The sequence below is a fragment of the Rhodanobacter sp. Root179 genome (genome assembly GCF_001428465.1).
GTDB lineage: Bacteria > Pseudomonadota > Gammaproteobacteria > Xanthomonadales > Rhodanobacteraceae > Rhodanobacter.
In genome coordinates, this window is sequence record NZ_LMHR01000088.1 from 176896 (window position 1) to 190824 (window position 13929).

Annotated in this window: 14 protein-coding genes; 3 read left to right on the top strand and 11 right to left on the bottom strand. The window is 65.9% G+C overall.

Going from position 1 to position 13929, the window contains the following annotated elements; genetic code table 11:
• Positions 1 to 54: 54 nt before the first annotated feature.
• Positions 55 to 1584: an amino acid permease gene (locus ASD82_RS15945; protein ID WP_056718785.1), complete on the bottom strand. Its 1530-nt coding sequence runs from the start codon at positions 1582 to 1584 to the stop codon at positions 55 to 57.
• Between the two features lie 177 nt (positions 1585 to 1761).
• Between ASD82_RS15945 and ASD82_RS15950 the strand changes: the two genes are divergently transcribed.
• Positions 1762 to 2307: an NUDIX hydrolase gene (locus ASD82_RS15950; RefSeq protein WP_056718786.1), complete on the top strand. Its 546-nt coding sequence runs from the start codon at positions 1762 to 1764 to the stop codon at positions 2305 to 2307.
• A 6-nt stretch (positions 2308 to 2313) separates the two neighbouring features.
• On the opposite strand, the gene ASD82_RS15955 is transcribed toward ASD82_RS15950, so the two are convergent.
• The 5 genes from ASD82_RS15955 to msrA form a co-directional block, all read right to left on the bottom strand.
• Entirely contained in the window at positions 2314 to 2835 is a 522-nt protein-coding gene (locus ASD82_RS15955) for a 3-hydroxyanthranilate 3,4-dioxygenase (RefSeq protein ID WP_056718787.1), read from the bottom strand.
• 109 nt (positions 2836 to 2944) lie between these two features.
• Positions 2945 to 3463 (bottom strand): fasciclin domain-containing protein, encoded by a 519-nt coding sequence (locus tag ASD82_RS15960; protein WP_343123470.1) that lies wholly within the window; start codon positions 3461 to 3463, stop codon positions 2945 to 2947.
• A 200-nt stretch (positions 3464 to 3663) separates the two neighbouring features.
• A complete protein-coding gene (gene parE / locus ASD82_RS15965; protein WP_056718788.1) occupies positions 3664 to 5553 on the bottom strand; it encodes a DNA topoisomerase IV subunit B in 1890 nt (629 codons plus the stop codon).
• A 75-nt stretch (positions 5554 to 5628) separates the two neighbouring features.
• On the bottom strand, positions 5629 to 7473 hold the full coding sequence (locus ASD82_RS15970; protein WP_235580741.1) for an ABC transporter ATP-binding protein: 1845 nt from the start codon (positions 7471 to 7473) through the stop codon (positions 5629 to 5631).
• A 112-nt stretch (positions 7474 to 7585) separates the two neighbouring features.
• Positions 7586 to 8296 carry a peptide-methionine (S)-S-oxide reductase MsrA gene (gene msrA, locus ASD82_RS15975; protein ID WP_056718790.1) on the bottom strand — a complete coding sequence of 237 codons (711 nt, stop codon included), beginning with the start codon at positions 8294 to 8296 and terminating at the stop codon, positions 7586 to 7588.
• Between the two features lie 186 nt (positions 8297 to 8482).
• Here msrA and ASD82_RS15980 point away from each other — a divergent pair, with 186 nt between their 5' ends.
• Complete coding sequence (locus ASD82_RS15980) at positions 8483 to 9301, top strand: arylamine N-acetyltransferase (protein ID WP_056718791.1); 819 nt, start codon at positions 8483 to 8485, stop codon at positions 9299 to 9301.
• Between the two features lies 1 nt (position 9302).
• On the opposite strand, the gene ASD82_RS15985 is transcribed toward ASD82_RS15980, so the two are convergent.
• Genes ASD82_RS15985 through ASD82_RS15995 form a run of 3 tightly spaced genes read right to left on the bottom strand, consistent with a single transcriptional unit; the run spans position 9303 to position 10449 of the window.
• Positions 9303 to 9566, bottom strand: coding sequence for an RNA-binding S4 domain-containing protein (locus ASD82_RS15985; protein ID WP_056718792.1), 264 nt, complete (start codon positions 9564 to 9566; stop codon positions 9303 to 9305).
• Positions 9567 to 9589: 23 nt separating this feature from the next.
• A complete protein-coding gene (locus ASD82_RS15990; RefSeq protein WP_056718793.1) occupies positions 9590 to 10027 on the bottom strand; it encodes a barstar family protein in 438 nt (145 codons plus the stop codon).
• Positions 10024 to 10449 (bottom strand): ribonuclease domain-containing protein, encoded by a 426-nt coding sequence (locus ASD82_RS15995; protein ID WP_056718794.1) that lies wholly within the window; start codon positions 10447 to 10449, stop codon positions 10024 to 10026. Before ASD82_RS15995 ends, ASD82_RS15990 begins: the two co-directional genes overlap by 4 nt.
• Before the next feature lie 149 nt (positions 10450 to 10598).
• Between ASD82_RS15995 and ASD82_RS16000 the strand changes: the two genes are divergently transcribed.
• Positions 10599 to 12152, top strand: a complete 1554-nt coding sequence (locus ASD82_RS16000) for an oligopeptide:H+ symporter (protein WP_056718795.1) — start codon at positions 10599 to 10601, stop codon at positions 12150 to 12152.
• 8 nt (positions 12153 to 12160) lie between these two features.
• Here the strand turns inward: ASD82_RS16000 and ASD82_RS16005 are convergent, their stop codons facing one another.
• Both ASD82_RS16005 and ASD82_RS16010 read right to left on the bottom strand, forming a co-directional pair.
• Positions 12161 to 12994: a DUF72 domain-containing protein gene (locus tag ASD82_RS16005; RefSeq protein ID WP_056718796.1), complete on the bottom strand. Its 834-nt coding sequence runs from the start codon at positions 12992 to 12994 to the stop codon at positions 12161 to 12163.
• Positions 12991 to 13773, bottom strand: coding sequence for a phosphatase PAP2 family protein (locus ASD82_RS16010; protein WP_235580742.1), 783 nt, complete (start codon positions 13771 to 13773; stop codon positions 12991 to 12993). The genes ASD82_RS16005 and ASD82_RS16010 overlap by 4 nt, the downstream gene beginning before the upstream one ends.
• Positions 13774 to 13929 lie beyond the last annotated feature (156 nt).

The following is a 13929-nucleotide window of genomic DNA, read 5'->3' on the forward strand; positions in this document are numbered from 1 at the left end:
CGACGGAACCCCTCAAACGCAGCGGCCGGCGTGGTGGGCGCCGGCCGCCGGGTGTCACTGCGCGCTCTGGCGCAATTTGCTGTTGCGGTAGCCGTAGAAGGCGTAGACCAGGAAGCCGATGACGATCCAGCCCACCAGCAGCGGCCAGCGTACCTTGAAGGCCTGCCAGAACAGGAACATGCAGGCGAAGGCACCCAGTGGGCAGACCAGCCACGGCAGCGGCACGCGGAACGCGCGCGGCAGTTCCGGACGAGTACGACGCAGCACCAGCACGCCGATGCATACGGTGGCAAAGGCGAGCAGGGTGCCCATGGACACCAGGTCACCGAGCACGTCCACCGGGAACAGGCCGGCCAGGAGGCAGGCGATCACACCCACCAGGATGGTGCCGATATACGGCGTGCGGTGCTTCGAATGCAGCTTGCCCAGCGCCTTGGGCAACAGTCCGTCGCGCGACATCGAATAGAAGATGCGCGGCTGGCCCATCAGCATCACCAGGATCACCGAGCTCAGGCCGGCCAGTGCGGCGAACACCACCAGGACCTTCAGCGAGCCCAGCAGGTAGCTGGAAGCAGAGCCGGGGGCGACATTGCCGAGCACATAGTTGATCGCGGTGGCGACCGGCTCGGGCGTGTTGAGCATGCGGAACGGCGTGGTGCCGGTCATGACTGCAGCCATCGCGATGTACAGCACGGTGCAGATCAGCAGCGAACCGAGGATGCCGATCGGCATGTCGCGCTGTGGATTCTTCGCTTCGCCGGCGGCGGTGGAAACCGCGTCGAAGCCGATGTAGGCAAAGAACACCAAAGTGGCGCCGCGATAGATGCCGCTCCAGCCGAACTTCGAACCGCCCTCGTTCGCCGGGATGAACGGATGCCACAGATCGGCATTGATGTAGTTGAACATCACGATCAGGAACAGCACGATCACGGTGACCTTGATCGCCACGATGATCGCGTTGACCGTGGCCGACTGGGTGATGCCCATGTAGCACAGCCAGCTGATCGCCCCGACGATGAGGATCGCCGGAAGGTTGATCAGCGCGCCAGTGAAAACCAGCTTGTGACCGCCTTCGGCGAAGGTGAGCGGCGCCGACGAGAGCGCTGCGGGCAGGGTGAAATTCACGCCCGTCATCGAGCTGAGCATTCGCAGCATCTCGCCGAAATAACCCGACCAGGCGACCGCCACGGTCGATGCAGCGAACAGGTATTCGAGCACCAGCGCCCAGCCGATGAACCAGGCCACCACTTCGCCGAGGGTCGCGTAGGAATAGGAATAGGCACTGCCGGACACTGGCAGCATCGCGGCGAACTCCGCGTAGCACATGCCGGCCAGACCGCAGGCAAACGCTGCGATCAGAAAGCTGAAAATGAGTGCGGGGCCGGCGAACTGCGCCGCCGCCGTGCCGGTGATGGCGAAGATGCCGGCGCCGATCACCGCGCCGATACCGAGCATCACCAGATGCCGAGCCGTCAGTACGCGCTTGAGAGTGACTTCGCCCTCGGCGCCGCCTTCGACGGGTTCGCCAGCGTCCACGTGAGGCATTGCCTCGATCGTGTGAGTGGCAAATAGACCTTTTATCATCAACTTCCCCTCAGGTGATTTTGCCCGCGTCCGCTCTGCGGCGGATGGATGAAACGGGTGGGCAATGGCGGGCCAACATAGCCCATGCGGCAAAGGTTGTACAAGCTTCACTCATGTTGCGGCGAAACATGCCGCGACCGGCTTTCAGGCAGTCATTCGACTCATCGCAGGACATTCATGCAGCAACCGATCATCATCATGTTCGAAGCTTTCCAGCGCTACCGTGACCAATGGCAGGGGGAGTCCGCGGTCGTCGCGCAGTTCGAAAGTTTTCTGCATGCGCACGCGCATGGATTCGAGCGGAGCAATGTCGCGGGCCACTTCACCGGCTCGGCCTGGCTGGTCAGCGGCGACGGCACACGCGTGCTGCTGATGCATCACCGCAAGCTGGACCGCTGGCTGCAGCCGGGTGGTCATGCCGATGGCGACACGGATCTTGCCCGGGTCGCCCTGCGCGAGGCGGAAGAGGAAACCGGCCTGACCGGTCTTCGCGTCGAAGGCGACATCTTCGACATTGATCGACACCGCATCCCCGCCCGCGCGAACGAGCCGGAACACTGGCATTACGACGTGCGCTACATGGTGCGCGCGGGGACCGACGAATCGTTTGTGGTCAATGCCGAATCGCATGCGCTGGCATGGCGACCGGTGGGCGAGGTGGCCGCTGACGAGACACTCGATGCTTCGCTGCGACGGATGGCGCGCAAGTGGCTGGAGCGGTAGCCCGCCCTACGCGTATTTTTCCGGCGCCGGATGGACCTGGCCGCATTCGCTGCAGGTGCGCGCATCGATCGAGCGATAGAAGCGTTCGAACACCGGCGGGAAATCACTCTCGATGCTGTCGAGGGTGAAATACTCCTCGTACAGCTTGTGGTTGCACTGCTCGCAGAACCACATCAGGCCATCCTTCTCGCCGGTCATGCGGCGACGCTCGATCACCAGCCCGATCGAGCCGGAGGCGCGGTTCGGTGAATGCGGCACGCGCGGGGGCAGGTAGAAGATTTCTCCGGCGCGCAGGGGGATGTCGCGGGCCACGCCGTCGTCCTGAACTTTCAGCGTGATCTCGCCTTCAAGCTGATAGAAGAATTCGGGACCTTCGTCGTAGTGGTAGTCGGTGCGCGCATTCGGGCCGCCCACGATCATGATGATGAAGTCGCCGTCGACGATGCACTTGTTGCCCACCGGCGGTTTCAGCAGGTGGCGGTGTTCGTCGATCCAGCGCTGCAGGTTGAGGGGCGGCAACAGGGCCATGCGCAATGCTCGCGGGGAACCAACTCGCACCATAGCGCCGCCATCGCCACAAAAGAAGCCGCCCGGGCGACCCGGGCGGCTTCTTTTTGTGGCGATCTCAACTTCGCTGTTACGGGATCAGCACCTTGTCGATCACGAAGATCTCGCCGTTGGACTGGGCGACGTCGGCGATCGTGATATTCGCGACATTGCCCTTGGCATCGGTGACGGTCCACTTGCCGTTCTTGCCGGCGACGGTGATCGAGTCGCCCTCGACCGTCTTCAGCATCGCCTTGCCGGCGTGGGCCTTGGCCAGCTTGGCCAGGTCGTGCGCGGTGTATTTGCCCGGCACCACGTGGTAGGTGAGGATATTAGTCAGCGTGGCCTTGTTTTCCGGCTTCAGCAGATTGTCCACGGTACCGGCGGGCAGGGCAGCGAACGCCTCGTTGGTGGGCGCGAACACGGTGAACGGACCCGTGCCTTCGAGCGTCTCGACCAGGCCGGCGGCCTTCACCGCGGCGACCAGGGTGGTGTGATCCTTCGAGTTCACCGCGTTCTCGATGATGTTCTTCGTGGGATACATGGCAGCGCCGCCAACCATCACGGTCTTCTGCATGCTCATCGACTCCATCTGGCCGGCCATCGCCATCGGCACCACGGCAGCGGTGGCCAGAGCCATGGAAAGGCCGATGGCCAGGGCACGCATGCGGGAAAGGGTCTTCATGAATGTTCTCCAGGTTTTCCGCTTCGCGGATTGGAAGCAACTGGAGATACGCAGCTTGCATCGGAACGGATGCACGAGATCCGCCTGGCATCCAGTGCAGGGTAGTCAGGCCAGCGACGCTCGGTTCAGACCTCGAGTGTGGCCAGGTCGCCTTTTTCTTCCAGCCACGCCTTGCGATCGCCAGCGCGTTTCTTGGCCAGCAGCATGTCCATCAGTTTCGACGTGCCGTCGTCGTCGCCGATGGTCAGCTGCACCAGCCGGCGCGTGTCCGGATGGATCGTCGATTCGCGCAGCTGCGGCGGATTCATCTCGCCCAGGCCCTTGAAGCGGGTTGTGCTGACAGCGCCCTTCATCTTCTCGCGCTCGATCCGCTGCAGCATCGCTTCCTTCTCGCCCTCGTCGAGACAGTAGAACACCTGCTTGCCCACGTCGACGCGGAACAGCGGCGGCATCGCCACGAACACGTGGCCTTCGCTGACCAGCCTCGGGAAGTGCCGCAGGAACAGCGCCGACAGCAGGGTGGCGATGTGCAGGCCATCGGAATCCGCGTCGGCCAGGATCACCACCTTGCCGTAGCGCAGGCCGGACAGGTCGTCCTTGCCCGGATCGCAGCCGATCGCCACCGCCAGGTTGTGCACTTCCTCGGACGCCAGTACCGAGGTCGATTCGACTTCCCAGGTGTTGAGGATCTTGCCGCGCAGCGGCAGGATCGCCTGGAACTCCTTGTCGCGCGCCTGCTTGGCGCTGCCGCCGGCCGAGTCGCCCTCGACCAGGAACAGTTCGGTGCGGGTGAGATCGGTGGCGGTGCAGTCGGCCAGCTTGCCGGGCAGTTGCGGGCCCTGGGTGATCTTCTTGCGCACGATCTGCTTGGCGGCTTTCAGTCGTGCGCTGGCTCGCTCGATCGCCAGTTGCGCGATGCGCTCGCCGGTACTCACGTTCTGGTTCAGCCACAGGCTGAAGGCATCGTGGATGACGTTCTCGATCATGCCTGCAGCCTGGCGCGAGGACAGCCGCTCCTTGGTCTGGCCGGCGAACTGCGGGTCCTGCAGCCGGGCGGACAGCACGAAGGCGATGCGCTCCCACACGTCTTCCGGCGCCAGCTTCACGCCGCGCGGCAACAGGTTGCGGATGTCGCAGAACTCGCGGATCGCGGTGGTCAGGCCGGTGCGCAAGCCGTTGACGTGGGTGCCGCCCTGGGCGGTGGGAATCAGGTTGACGTAGCTTTCCTGCACCAATTCGCCTTCGGCCAACCAGGCCAGCGCAACCTCCATGCCCTCGGTATCGCGCGCCATCTGGTGCACGAACAAGTCGTTCGGCAACACCTCGTTGCCGTCGAGTTCGCCACGCAGGTAGTCGCGCAGGCCATCTTCGTAATGCCACTCGATGACTTCACCGCTGGCCTCGTCGGTGAGCTTCATGTTGAGGCCGGCGCACAACACCGCCTTGGCGCGCAGCAAGTGCTTGAGCTTGCCCAGCGAAATCTTCGGTGAGTCGAAATATTTTGCTTCGGGCCAGAAGTGTAGGGTGGTGCCGGTGCGCTTCTTGCCGACCGTGCCGATCACTTCCAGCGGGCTGACCATGTCGCCATGTTCGAACGCCATCGCATACTCGGAGCCGTCGCGACGGATGTTCACTTCGACGCGGTCCGACAGCGCATTGACCACCGACACGCCAACGCCGTGCAGGCCGCCGGAGAAACTGTAGTTCTTGCCGCTGAATTTTCCGCCCGCGTGCAGCCGGGTCATGATCAGCTCGACGCCGGACACGCCTTCCTCCGGATGAATGTCCACCGGCATGCCGCGGCCGTCGTCGCTTACCGACACCGAGCCATCGGCGTGCAGCACCACCTCGATCGCACTGGCGTGGCCGGCCAGCGCCTCGTCCACCGAGTTGTCCACCACCTCCTGCACCAGGTGGTTTGGCCGGGTCGTGTCGGTATACATGCCAGGTCGGCGTTTGACCGGGTCCAGGCCGGACAGGACTTCAATATCGGCGGCGTTGTAGCGGCTGCTCATGCGTGTGTTTCGATTAAGACGAGACGACGAAGCATGGGGCGCGCGGGCGGGCAGGGTCAAGCCGATCGCGCTGAATCAGCGGTAGCCCTGCGCCTGTAGCGAGAACAGATGCGCGTAATGCCCGTCCTCGGCCATCAGCTGCACATGGTTGCCGCGTTCGATGATGCGGCCGTCCTGGATCACGATGATCTGGTCGGCCATGCGCACGGTGGAAAAGCGGTGCGAGATCAGGATCGCGATGCGGCCGCCGGAGAGTTCGCGGAAGTGTTCGAAGATGGTGGCTTCGGCTTGCGCGTCCATCGCGGCAGTGGGTTCGTCCAGCACGAGGATGTCGGCGCGCGAGCGCATGAAGGCGCGGGCCAGGGCGATCTTCTGCCACTGGCCGCCGGACAGCTCGCGGCCGTCGTTGAACCACTTGCCCAGCTGCGTATCGAAACCGGCCGGCAGGCTGTCGATGAAATCGCTGGCCATGCCCTTGTCGCTGGCCTCGCGCCAGCGCGTCTCGTCGTCGAAGTGGGTGACGTCGCCGGCGCCCACGTTCTCGCCCACGCGCATCTGGTAGCGGGCGAAGTCCTGGAAGATCACCCCGATGCGCTGCAGCAGCACGGCTTCGTCCCACTCGCGCAGGTCGGTGCCGTCGAGCAGGATGCGGCCGCTGTCGGGCGTGTACAGGCGCGTGAGCAGCTTGATCAGGGTAGTCTTGCCCGAGCCGTTCTGGCCGACCAGGGCCAGCGATTCGCCAGGGCGGATGTGCAGGTCGATATCGCGCAGCGCCGGCTCGCCGGCGCCGGGATAGGTGAAGCTGACCTGCTCGAAGCGGATGCCGTCGTCGGGCCTGGCACCGCGCTGCGCCATGCCGGTCGCCGGCGGCACCAGGGTTTCCAGGTACTCGTACAGCGTGGAGAGGTAGAGGTTGTCCTCGTACATGCCGCCGATCGCCGACAGCATCGCCGACACGGCCGACTGGCCCTGGCGGAACAGCGCCAGGTACATCGTCATCTGGCCCAGGGTGATGCGCGCCATCACCGTGCTGGCGGCGATCCACGCATAGGCGCCGTACAGCGCCAGCGTGCCCAGCAGGCCCAGCACGAAACCCCAGCTGTCGCGACGCACGGCGAGGTCGCGGTCGGCGCGGTACAGACTGTGGAAGATGTCGCGATAGCGCTGCAGCAGCAACGGGCCGAGGCCGAACAGCTTCACTTCCTTGGCGTGGTCCTCGCGCGCCAGCACCGTTTCCAGGTACAGCTGCATGCGCGTTTCGGGCGAACGCCAGCGGAACAGGCGGAACGCGTCGCCGGAGAACTTGGTCTCGGCGAAGAACGAGGGCAGGCCGGCCAGCAGCAGCACGGCCACCGCCCACGGCGAGAACTGGAACAGCAGGCTGCCGTAGCTGAGCAGCGAGATCGCGTTCTGGCCCAGTCCGAAAGTGCGCGTCACCAGCGACAACGGCCGGCTCGATGCCTCGCGCCGGGCGCGGGTGAGCTTGTCGTAGAACTCCGAATCCTCGAAGTGCGCCAGCTCCAGGGTCAGCGCCTTCTCCAGGATCATCACGTTGACGCGCTGGCCGAGCTGCGCGCGCAGCAGCGACTGGCACAGCGACAAACCGCGTTGCGCGCCGGCCAGCGCGGCCACCAGCAAGCCTTCCAGCGCCACCCATTCGAAGACGGATCGCAGCGGGGCGGTTCCGTGGGCAGCCCACGACGTGCTGGCGCGGACCACGGCGTCCACGATATGCGCACCCACGTAGGCAATGCCGGCCGGCAGCAGGCCGGCGACCAGGGTCAGCGCGGCCAGCGCGATGGTCAGCCCGCGGCTGGTGCTCCAGACCAGTTCCAGCGCGCGCCCGCTATAGCGGAACACGCCCAGAAAGCTGCGGGTGAGTTCCTTCGGTGGAGCAGGAGGGGCGGCATGAGGCGGCACGTGGGGAGGATATCGGAAGCGCGCGATGACGCGCGAAGCTTCCGAGATGGGGGCCGTGCCGCCTCAGGCAACCCGAGGCGGGAAGACATCGGCAATGCAGCGCCAGATCGATTCAATGCAGCTGGACTTCCACCAGATGTTGCGGAGCCTGGTAGAGCTCGGGAAACAGCTGCTGCAGGTGGGCGACCTTGGGCGCATCGTTGAACACGATGTACGGGTTGTTCGGATGCAGGTCGTAGTAGTGCTGGTGGTAAGCCTCGGCCGGATAGAAGGCCTTGAGCGGCACCACCTGGGTGACGATCGGTGCGCTGAACGCCTTGATGGAGGTCAGCTGGGCGATGTAGCCGGTGGCGATCTTCCGCTGCTCGTCGTTGGCGTAAAACACTACCGAGCGGTACTGCGTGCCGCTGTCGGGGCCTTGCCGGTTGAGCTCGGTGGGGTTGAGCGCGACGGAGAAGAACACCTGCAGCAACTGGCCGTAGCTGACCCGGGATGGATCGAATTCCACCTTCACCGATTCGGCGTGGCCGGTGTCGCCGTTGCCGACCTCTTCGTAATGCGCGGTATCGGCGTCGCCACCGGAATAGCCGGCGGTGACCCGCTGCACGCCCTTGATGCGTTCGAACACCGCCTCGATGCCCCAGAAGCAGCCGCCGGCGAACACGGCGACTTCGTTGTGCGCGGTCGAATGGGTGGAGTCGACGGCGGGAGCGGGCAGGCGTGCCAGCTCGCCGGCAACCGCCGTGGGCTGGCAGGCGGCGAGGCCGGTAAGCAGGATGGCGCCGAGAAACGGAAGCAGGCGAAACGCACGATGGCGGAACATGGGCAACCTCGCGGACGATGGGCATGCACAAGCACGGCATGCATGGATGTTTACGCGCAACGGACGGCAACGGATGCCTGCCGTTTCTGCGCGCTCACCTGATGATTCGCCGACCGCTCACCCACGGTTACATGCAGGCACGCGGCGCGCTGGCTACCATGGGCGGGGAATTCACCGGAGAATTGCATGTCCGACGCCATCAACTTGGATGCCTATCTGCGCCGAGTGGGCTGGGCTGGCCCGGTTGCGGCCGACCTTGCCACCCTGCGCGGGCTGGCGATGGTGCACGTGGCGACGATCACCTTCGCCAACCTCCATCCGCTGATGGGCTTGCCGGTGGCACTGGATCTGGTGACGTTGCAGCGCAAGCTGGTGGATGAAGGGCGCGGCGGTTACTGCTTCGAGCAGAACCTGCTGTTCGAGGCGGTGCTGCGCGAGATCGGCTTCGAGGTCAGCGGTCTGATCGCCCGCGTGCTGTGGAGGCATCCGGAGGATGCGGAAACGCCGCAGACCCACATGCTGCTGCACGTCGTGCTGGATGGGGAGGGGTGGCTGGTCGACGTCGGCTTCGGTGGCCATGTGCTCACCGGTGCGCTGCGATTGCAGAGCGATATCGAGCAAGCCACGGGCCACGAGCCGTTCCGGTTGCTGCAGCACGACGCCGAGTGGCGCATGCAGTCGCTGGCTCGTGGCGAGTGGCGCACGTTGTACCGCTTCGATCTGCGGCCGGTGCCGATGGTCGATTACGTGGTAGCCAACCACTACGTGTCGACACATTCCGCTTCACGCTTCGTGAGCAACCTGCTGCTCGGGCGGACCACGGCGGATCGACGGTTGAGCCTGCTCAATTACGAGTTCACCGAGCGGCGGATCGGCCACGAACCAACGCGCCAGCGCCTGCGTGACGTGGCCGAGCTGCGGGAGCTGATGGAGCGTGAATTCCTGCTGCGCATTCCCTCCGACGCGGACTTCAATCGCCGGCTGGAAGGTTTGCCGCGAGACTGATTCAACCGGGGCGGCGGGCCTGCGGACGGCCGTCGTCGTAGCCTTCCGGGTCGGCCAGCACGTGGATCTCCACGTCGTCGATGGTGGCCACCTGGCCTGCGTGGATCTTGCAGGTCTTGCGCAGCTCGACCTTGCCGTCCACCGATACCGCGCCGGTGGCCACGATCGCCTTGCCGGCGCCGCCGCTGTCGCACAGGCCGACCAGCTTGAGCAGCATGTTCAGCTCGACGTAGTCGCCTTCCAGTTCAAATTCGATGGTTTGCATGGTGTTCCGGATTGGTGGAATAGCTACGGTGAAGAATGTTCAAAAGCGCTGTCGGGCAGCGCCAGGAACGCGAACCAGGGACGATCGTGTTCCTCGCCGAAGGTGGCGGCATCGTCGAGCATGCCCAGCAGGATGTCGTAGTCGGCGCCGGCCGCTTCGCGCAATTCGTCGACGTGCTCGAACAGCAGCACGTAGCCCCACGACGGCATCCAGCCCAGGTCGCGCAGGCAGTCGGCCAGTGCGTCCCAGTTGTAGCCGAAGCTGGCGGGCAGCTGCAGCGACACGGCGAGGCGGCGCAGCAGTTCGTCCTTGTCGCGACAGCTGGCCAGGTCGGTGCGGCACACGCACAGGTCGTCGCGGGTGGCGGCGCGATCGAGCCGGTCGATGTCGTCGGCGCCGACGAAGTACACCCCGCTCTGGCTGGGCCGGGTCAGGTCCAGATCGAAACGCTGCGCGCTCATCGCGCCACCTCGAAGCGGCGGAAGCTGCGGTAGTGGTCGTCGGTGTAGTACCACTCCACCGGCGGCGTGCCGCCGGTGACGATGCGTCGTGCGCCGCGGGTGCGCGCGCCCGGCGTCTCCACCGTGTACTCGTGGTAGTAGCCGCGCGGCTGTTTTGGCAGCAGGCCTTCGTAGTTGCCGAACACGGCGCCGTCCTGGCTGTGTTCGAACGGACCGCCCCGGTTGATCCGCTGCACCATCTCGCGCGCCTGCGCCGGCAGCGAGGCGTCGCCAGACTGGGCTTGCGGCGCGCGCGTGGCAACCTCGCCGCCCGCATGGGTCGGGGTGGGTGCGATCGTGCGCGGCGTGCCGACGTGGCGGTTCCACATCGTCACCGCAAGGATGACGATCGCCAGCAGGATCAACGGTTTGAGTTGGCGCATGGGCTCGATGAGCGGCAGAAGGCGCCGCGAGCTTAGCAGGGGCCGGGGCGCTGCCGGCCGTGCCGGCTTCCTTCATCGCAGGAAATTACGCACACTCGGGCTTCCCTGGACGCAGCCTTTGCGCTGTCCGCCCGAATCCTGGAGTCTGGATGAGCACTACCCCCGACCACGCCACGGGCCGTTTGCCGCGGCAGATTGGCTACATCATCGGCAATGAAGGCTGCGAGCGCTTCTCGTTCTACGGGATGCGCAACATCCTCACGCCGTTCCTGATCACCACCTTGCTGCTGTACATGCCCGAGGGGCAGCGCATCCTGGCGGCGAAGGACATCTTCCATACCTTCGTGATCGGCGTGTACTTCTTCCCGTTGCTGGGCGGCTGGCTCAGCGACCGCTTCTTCGGCAAGTACAACACCGTGCTGTGGATGAGCCTGATCTACTGCGCGGGCCACGCCTGCCTGGCGATCTTCGAGCACAACCGGCTGGGCTTCTTCACCGGGCTGGCGCTGATCGCGCTGGGCGCGGGCGGCATCAAGCCGCTGGTAGCGTCGTTCGTGGGCGACCAGTTCGACCAGTCGAACAAGCACCTGGCGAAGATGGTGTTCGACGCGTTCTACTGGATCATCAACTTCGGCTCGTTCTTCGCGTCCTTGCTGATGCCGCTGTTCCTGCGCCACTACGGTGCGGCGGTGGCGTTCGGCATTCCCGGCGGCCTGATGTTCATCGCCACCGTGGTGTTCTGGCTGGGCCGCAGGCAGTACGTGATGGTGCCGCCGGGGCCACCCGACCGGGATGCGTTCTCGCGGGTGGTCCGCACCGCCTTGCTGGCGCAGCGGCCCGGCCAGGCGCGGCCCGGCTTGTGGGTCGCGGCGGCGGCCGTAGCGCTGGCGCTGGCCTCGTTCGCGCTGGTGCCGTCGCTGGGTTTCGTGATCTGCGCATGCATCGCGCTGGTGCTGCTGATCGGCGGCGTGGGCGGCGGCGCGTGGCTGCAGATGGATCGGGCGCGCGGCCTGCATCCGGATCACGCCGTCGATGGCGCACGCAACGTGCTGCGGGTGCTGGTGATCTTCGCGCTGACCACGCCGTTCTTCTCGCTGTTCGACCAGAAAGCCTCGACCTGGGTGGTGCAGGGTGGCGAGATGACCATGCCTTCATGGTTCGTGCCCGCGCAGATGCAGGCGCTGAATCCGCTGCTGGTGATGCTGCTGATCCCGTTCAACAACTTCGTGCTGTATCCGCTGTTGCGCCGGCTCGGTTACGAGCCCACCGCGCTGCGCCGGATGACGGCGGGCATCGCCTTCAGCGGCCTGGCCTGGATCGTGGTGGGCGGCCTGCAGGTGGTGATCGACGGTGGTGATCCGCTCTCCATCGTGTGGCAGGTGTTGCCGTATGCGCTGCTGACCTTCGGCGAGGTGCTGGTGTCGGCGACCGGCCTGGAGTTTGCCTACAGCCAGGCGCCGGCTTCGATGAAGGGCGTGGTGATGAGCTTCTGGAACCTCACCACCACGGTCGGCAACCTGTGGGTACTGCTGGCCAACGCGGCGGTGCGCAACGACACGGTAACCGGGTCGATCGCCACCAGCGGGCTCAGCATCACCGCCTTCCAGATGTTCTTCTTCGCGGCGTTCGCGCTGCTCGCCGCGCTGGCGTTCGGCCTGTATGCGCGGCGTTACTGCGAGGTGGATTACTACCGGCCGGCCTGACCTGCGGATTACGCCGCGGCATCGACGCGCTTTTGCAGCGCCATCGCGGCGGCCGGGTTGCGGTGCTTGGCGGCGCTGATGAAGAACACGAACACGTCGCGCGGCGAGGCCTTTTTCTGCAACGCCGCGACGTGCGGCAGTTCGGCGATGTCGTGGCCGGCGGCCCAGTCGCGCGCATGTCCGGCCCAGCGATCCAGCTCGGCGGGAGCGTAGCCGGCGGGGTGGTCGTCTTCGCTGCGCATCAGCCGGGCGTAGCTGAAATCACCGGTGAGGTCGGCCAGCGACGGGTACTTCGGCGAATCGGTGAACACGGTGGGGATGCGGTGGCTGCGCGCCAGTTCCACGTATGCGGCGTCGAGGAAGCTGGGGTGGCGCACTTCCAGCACGTGGCGCAGCGGCTGGCCGTCCAGTTCGCGGGGCAGGGTGTCGAGGAAGGCGGCCAGGTCGTCGGCGTCGAACGGCCGCGACGGCGACAACTGCCACAGGATCGGCCCCAGCCGATCGCCCATTTCCGCCAGGCCGCCATGGATGAAACCGCTGGCGCCCCTGGTCGCGTCGGCCAGGTGCCGGCTTTCCACCACGTAGCGCGGCGCCTTCAGCGAGAACACGAAACCTTCCGGCGTTTCCTTCGCCCACTTCGCGTAGGTGGCGGGCTTCTGCGCGCCGTAGAAGGTGCCGTTGATCTCGATCGCGCGCAGCTGGCGGCTGGCGTATTCCAGCTCGCGCCGCTGCACCAGCTTCGGCGGATAGAAGTTGTCGCGCCACGGCGCGTAGGTCCAGCCGCCGATGCCCACCCGGATCGCCGGGCCGTGATGAGTCCTGGCGGCAAACAGGTCGTTCATGGCGATGTCTCCGGCAACGGTTGGCGCAGGATTTCGGCGACGACGATGCACACCACCAGCCACGCCGCGCCCGCGGCATAGCCGGCCATCACGTCGCTGAAGTAATGCACCTGCAGCAGGATGCGACTGATCCCGATCATCCCGATCAGCAGCACGGCGGCGGCGATGATCGCGCGGTGGAAACGCGGCGTCAGCCGCAGCAGCACATAGGCCAGCATGCCGTAGAACACCATCGCGCCGAACGCGTGGCCGCTGGGGAAGCTCCAGCCCGGCTCGACGATGAAGCCGTGGTCATGCAGCGGCCGCACCCGCTGGAACACCGCCTTGAGCCCGCCGTTGATCGGCAGGATGCCGAACAGCGCGATGACCCACGCGCCGGCCAGTCGCCGATGCCTGCGCCACAGCAAGAACACGGCGATCACGGCGGACAGCGGCGCCACCCAGAGCAGGTCGCCCAGGTGGGTGAGCATGGCGATCGCGCGCAGCACCGGCGTCGGCAACTGCGCGCGCAGCTGTTCGGCCAGGCCGGTGTCGAAACCGGGCAGCCTGCCGCCGTGTTGTGCGTTGACCGCGAAGGCGATGGCCGTGAAGGCCAGGGCCAGCAGCAGCGCCAGCAGCAGGCCGACATGCCGGCGCAGCACCACCGCCGGCTCGCCCCGATGGCGCGCGCGGCGCTGCCAGCGCGCGTTGTGCTGCCAGGCCAGGTCGCCGGCCAGCAGGGCCAGCAGCAGCAACAGGGCCCACAGCGGCAGCGCGTGGGCCGCGATCCATTCCGGCATGGCATCCATCGTATGTGCGTTTCCGTGTCCGCTTTCGATCGCCCATGATCGGCGGTCACCGGCGCGGCGTCGAGCCGGGCGGGCCCGGCATGACTTCCAGCGCTGGCCTTGCGCCGGATTTGCCGCGATAGTTGGGCGATCACCACCGGCGGAGTC

Excerpts from the sequence above, each read along its gene's own strand:
- ASD82_RS15945 (WP_056718785.1), bottom strand. The coding sequence starts at position 1,584 with ATGATAAAAGGTCTATTTGCCACTCACACGATCGAGGCAATGCCTCAC.
- ASD82_RS15950 (WP_056718786.1), top strand. The coding sequence starts at position 1,762 with ATGCAGCAACCGATCATCATCATGTTCGAAGCTTTCCAGCGCTACCGT.
- ASD82_RS15955 (WP_056718787.1), bottom strand. The coding sequence starts at position 2,835 with ATGGCCCTGTTGCCGCCCCTCAACCTGCAGCGCTGGATCGACGAACAC.
- ASD82_RS15980 (WP_056718791.1), top strand. The coding sequence starts at position 8,483 with ATGTCCGACGCCATCAACTTGGATGCCTATCTGCGCCGAGTGGGCTGG.
- parE (WP_056718788.1), bottom strand. The coding sequence starts at position 5,553 with ATGAGCAGCCGCTACAACGCCGCCGATATTGAAGTCCTGTCCGGCCTG.
- ASD82_RS16005 (WP_056718796.1), bottom strand. The coding sequence starts at position 12,994 with ATGAACGACCTGTTTGCCGCCAGGACTCATCACGGCCCGGCGATCCGG.
- ASD82_RS16010 (WP_235580742.1), bottom strand. The coding sequence starts at position 13,773 with ATGCCGGAATGGATCGCGGCCCACGCGCTGCCGCTGTGGGCCCTGTTG.
- ASD82_RS15990 (WP_056718793.1), bottom strand. The coding sequence starts at position 10,027 with ATGAGCGCGCAGCGTTTCGATCTGGACCTGACCCGGCCCAGCCAGAGC.
- ASD82_RS15960 (WP_343123470.1), bottom strand. The coding sequence starts at position 3,463 with ATGGCGATGGCCGGCCAGATGGAGTCGATGAGCATGCAGAAGACCGTG.
- ASD82_RS15995 (WP_056718794.1), bottom strand. The coding sequence starts at position 10,449 with ATGCGCCAACTCAAACCGTTGATCCTGCTGGCGATCGTCATCCTTGCG.
- ASD82_RS16000 (WP_056718795.1), top strand. The coding sequence starts at position 10,599 with ATGAGCACTACCCCCGACCACGCCACGGGCCGTTTGCCGCGGCAGATT.
- ASD82_RS15985 (WP_056718792.1), bottom strand. The coding sequence starts at position 9,566 with ATGCAAACCATCGAATTTGAACTGGAAGGCGACTACGTCGAGCTGAAC.
- msrA (WP_056718790.1), bottom strand. The coding sequence starts at position 8,296 with ATGTTCCGCCATCGTGCGTTTCGCCTGCTTCCGTTTCTCGGCGCCATC.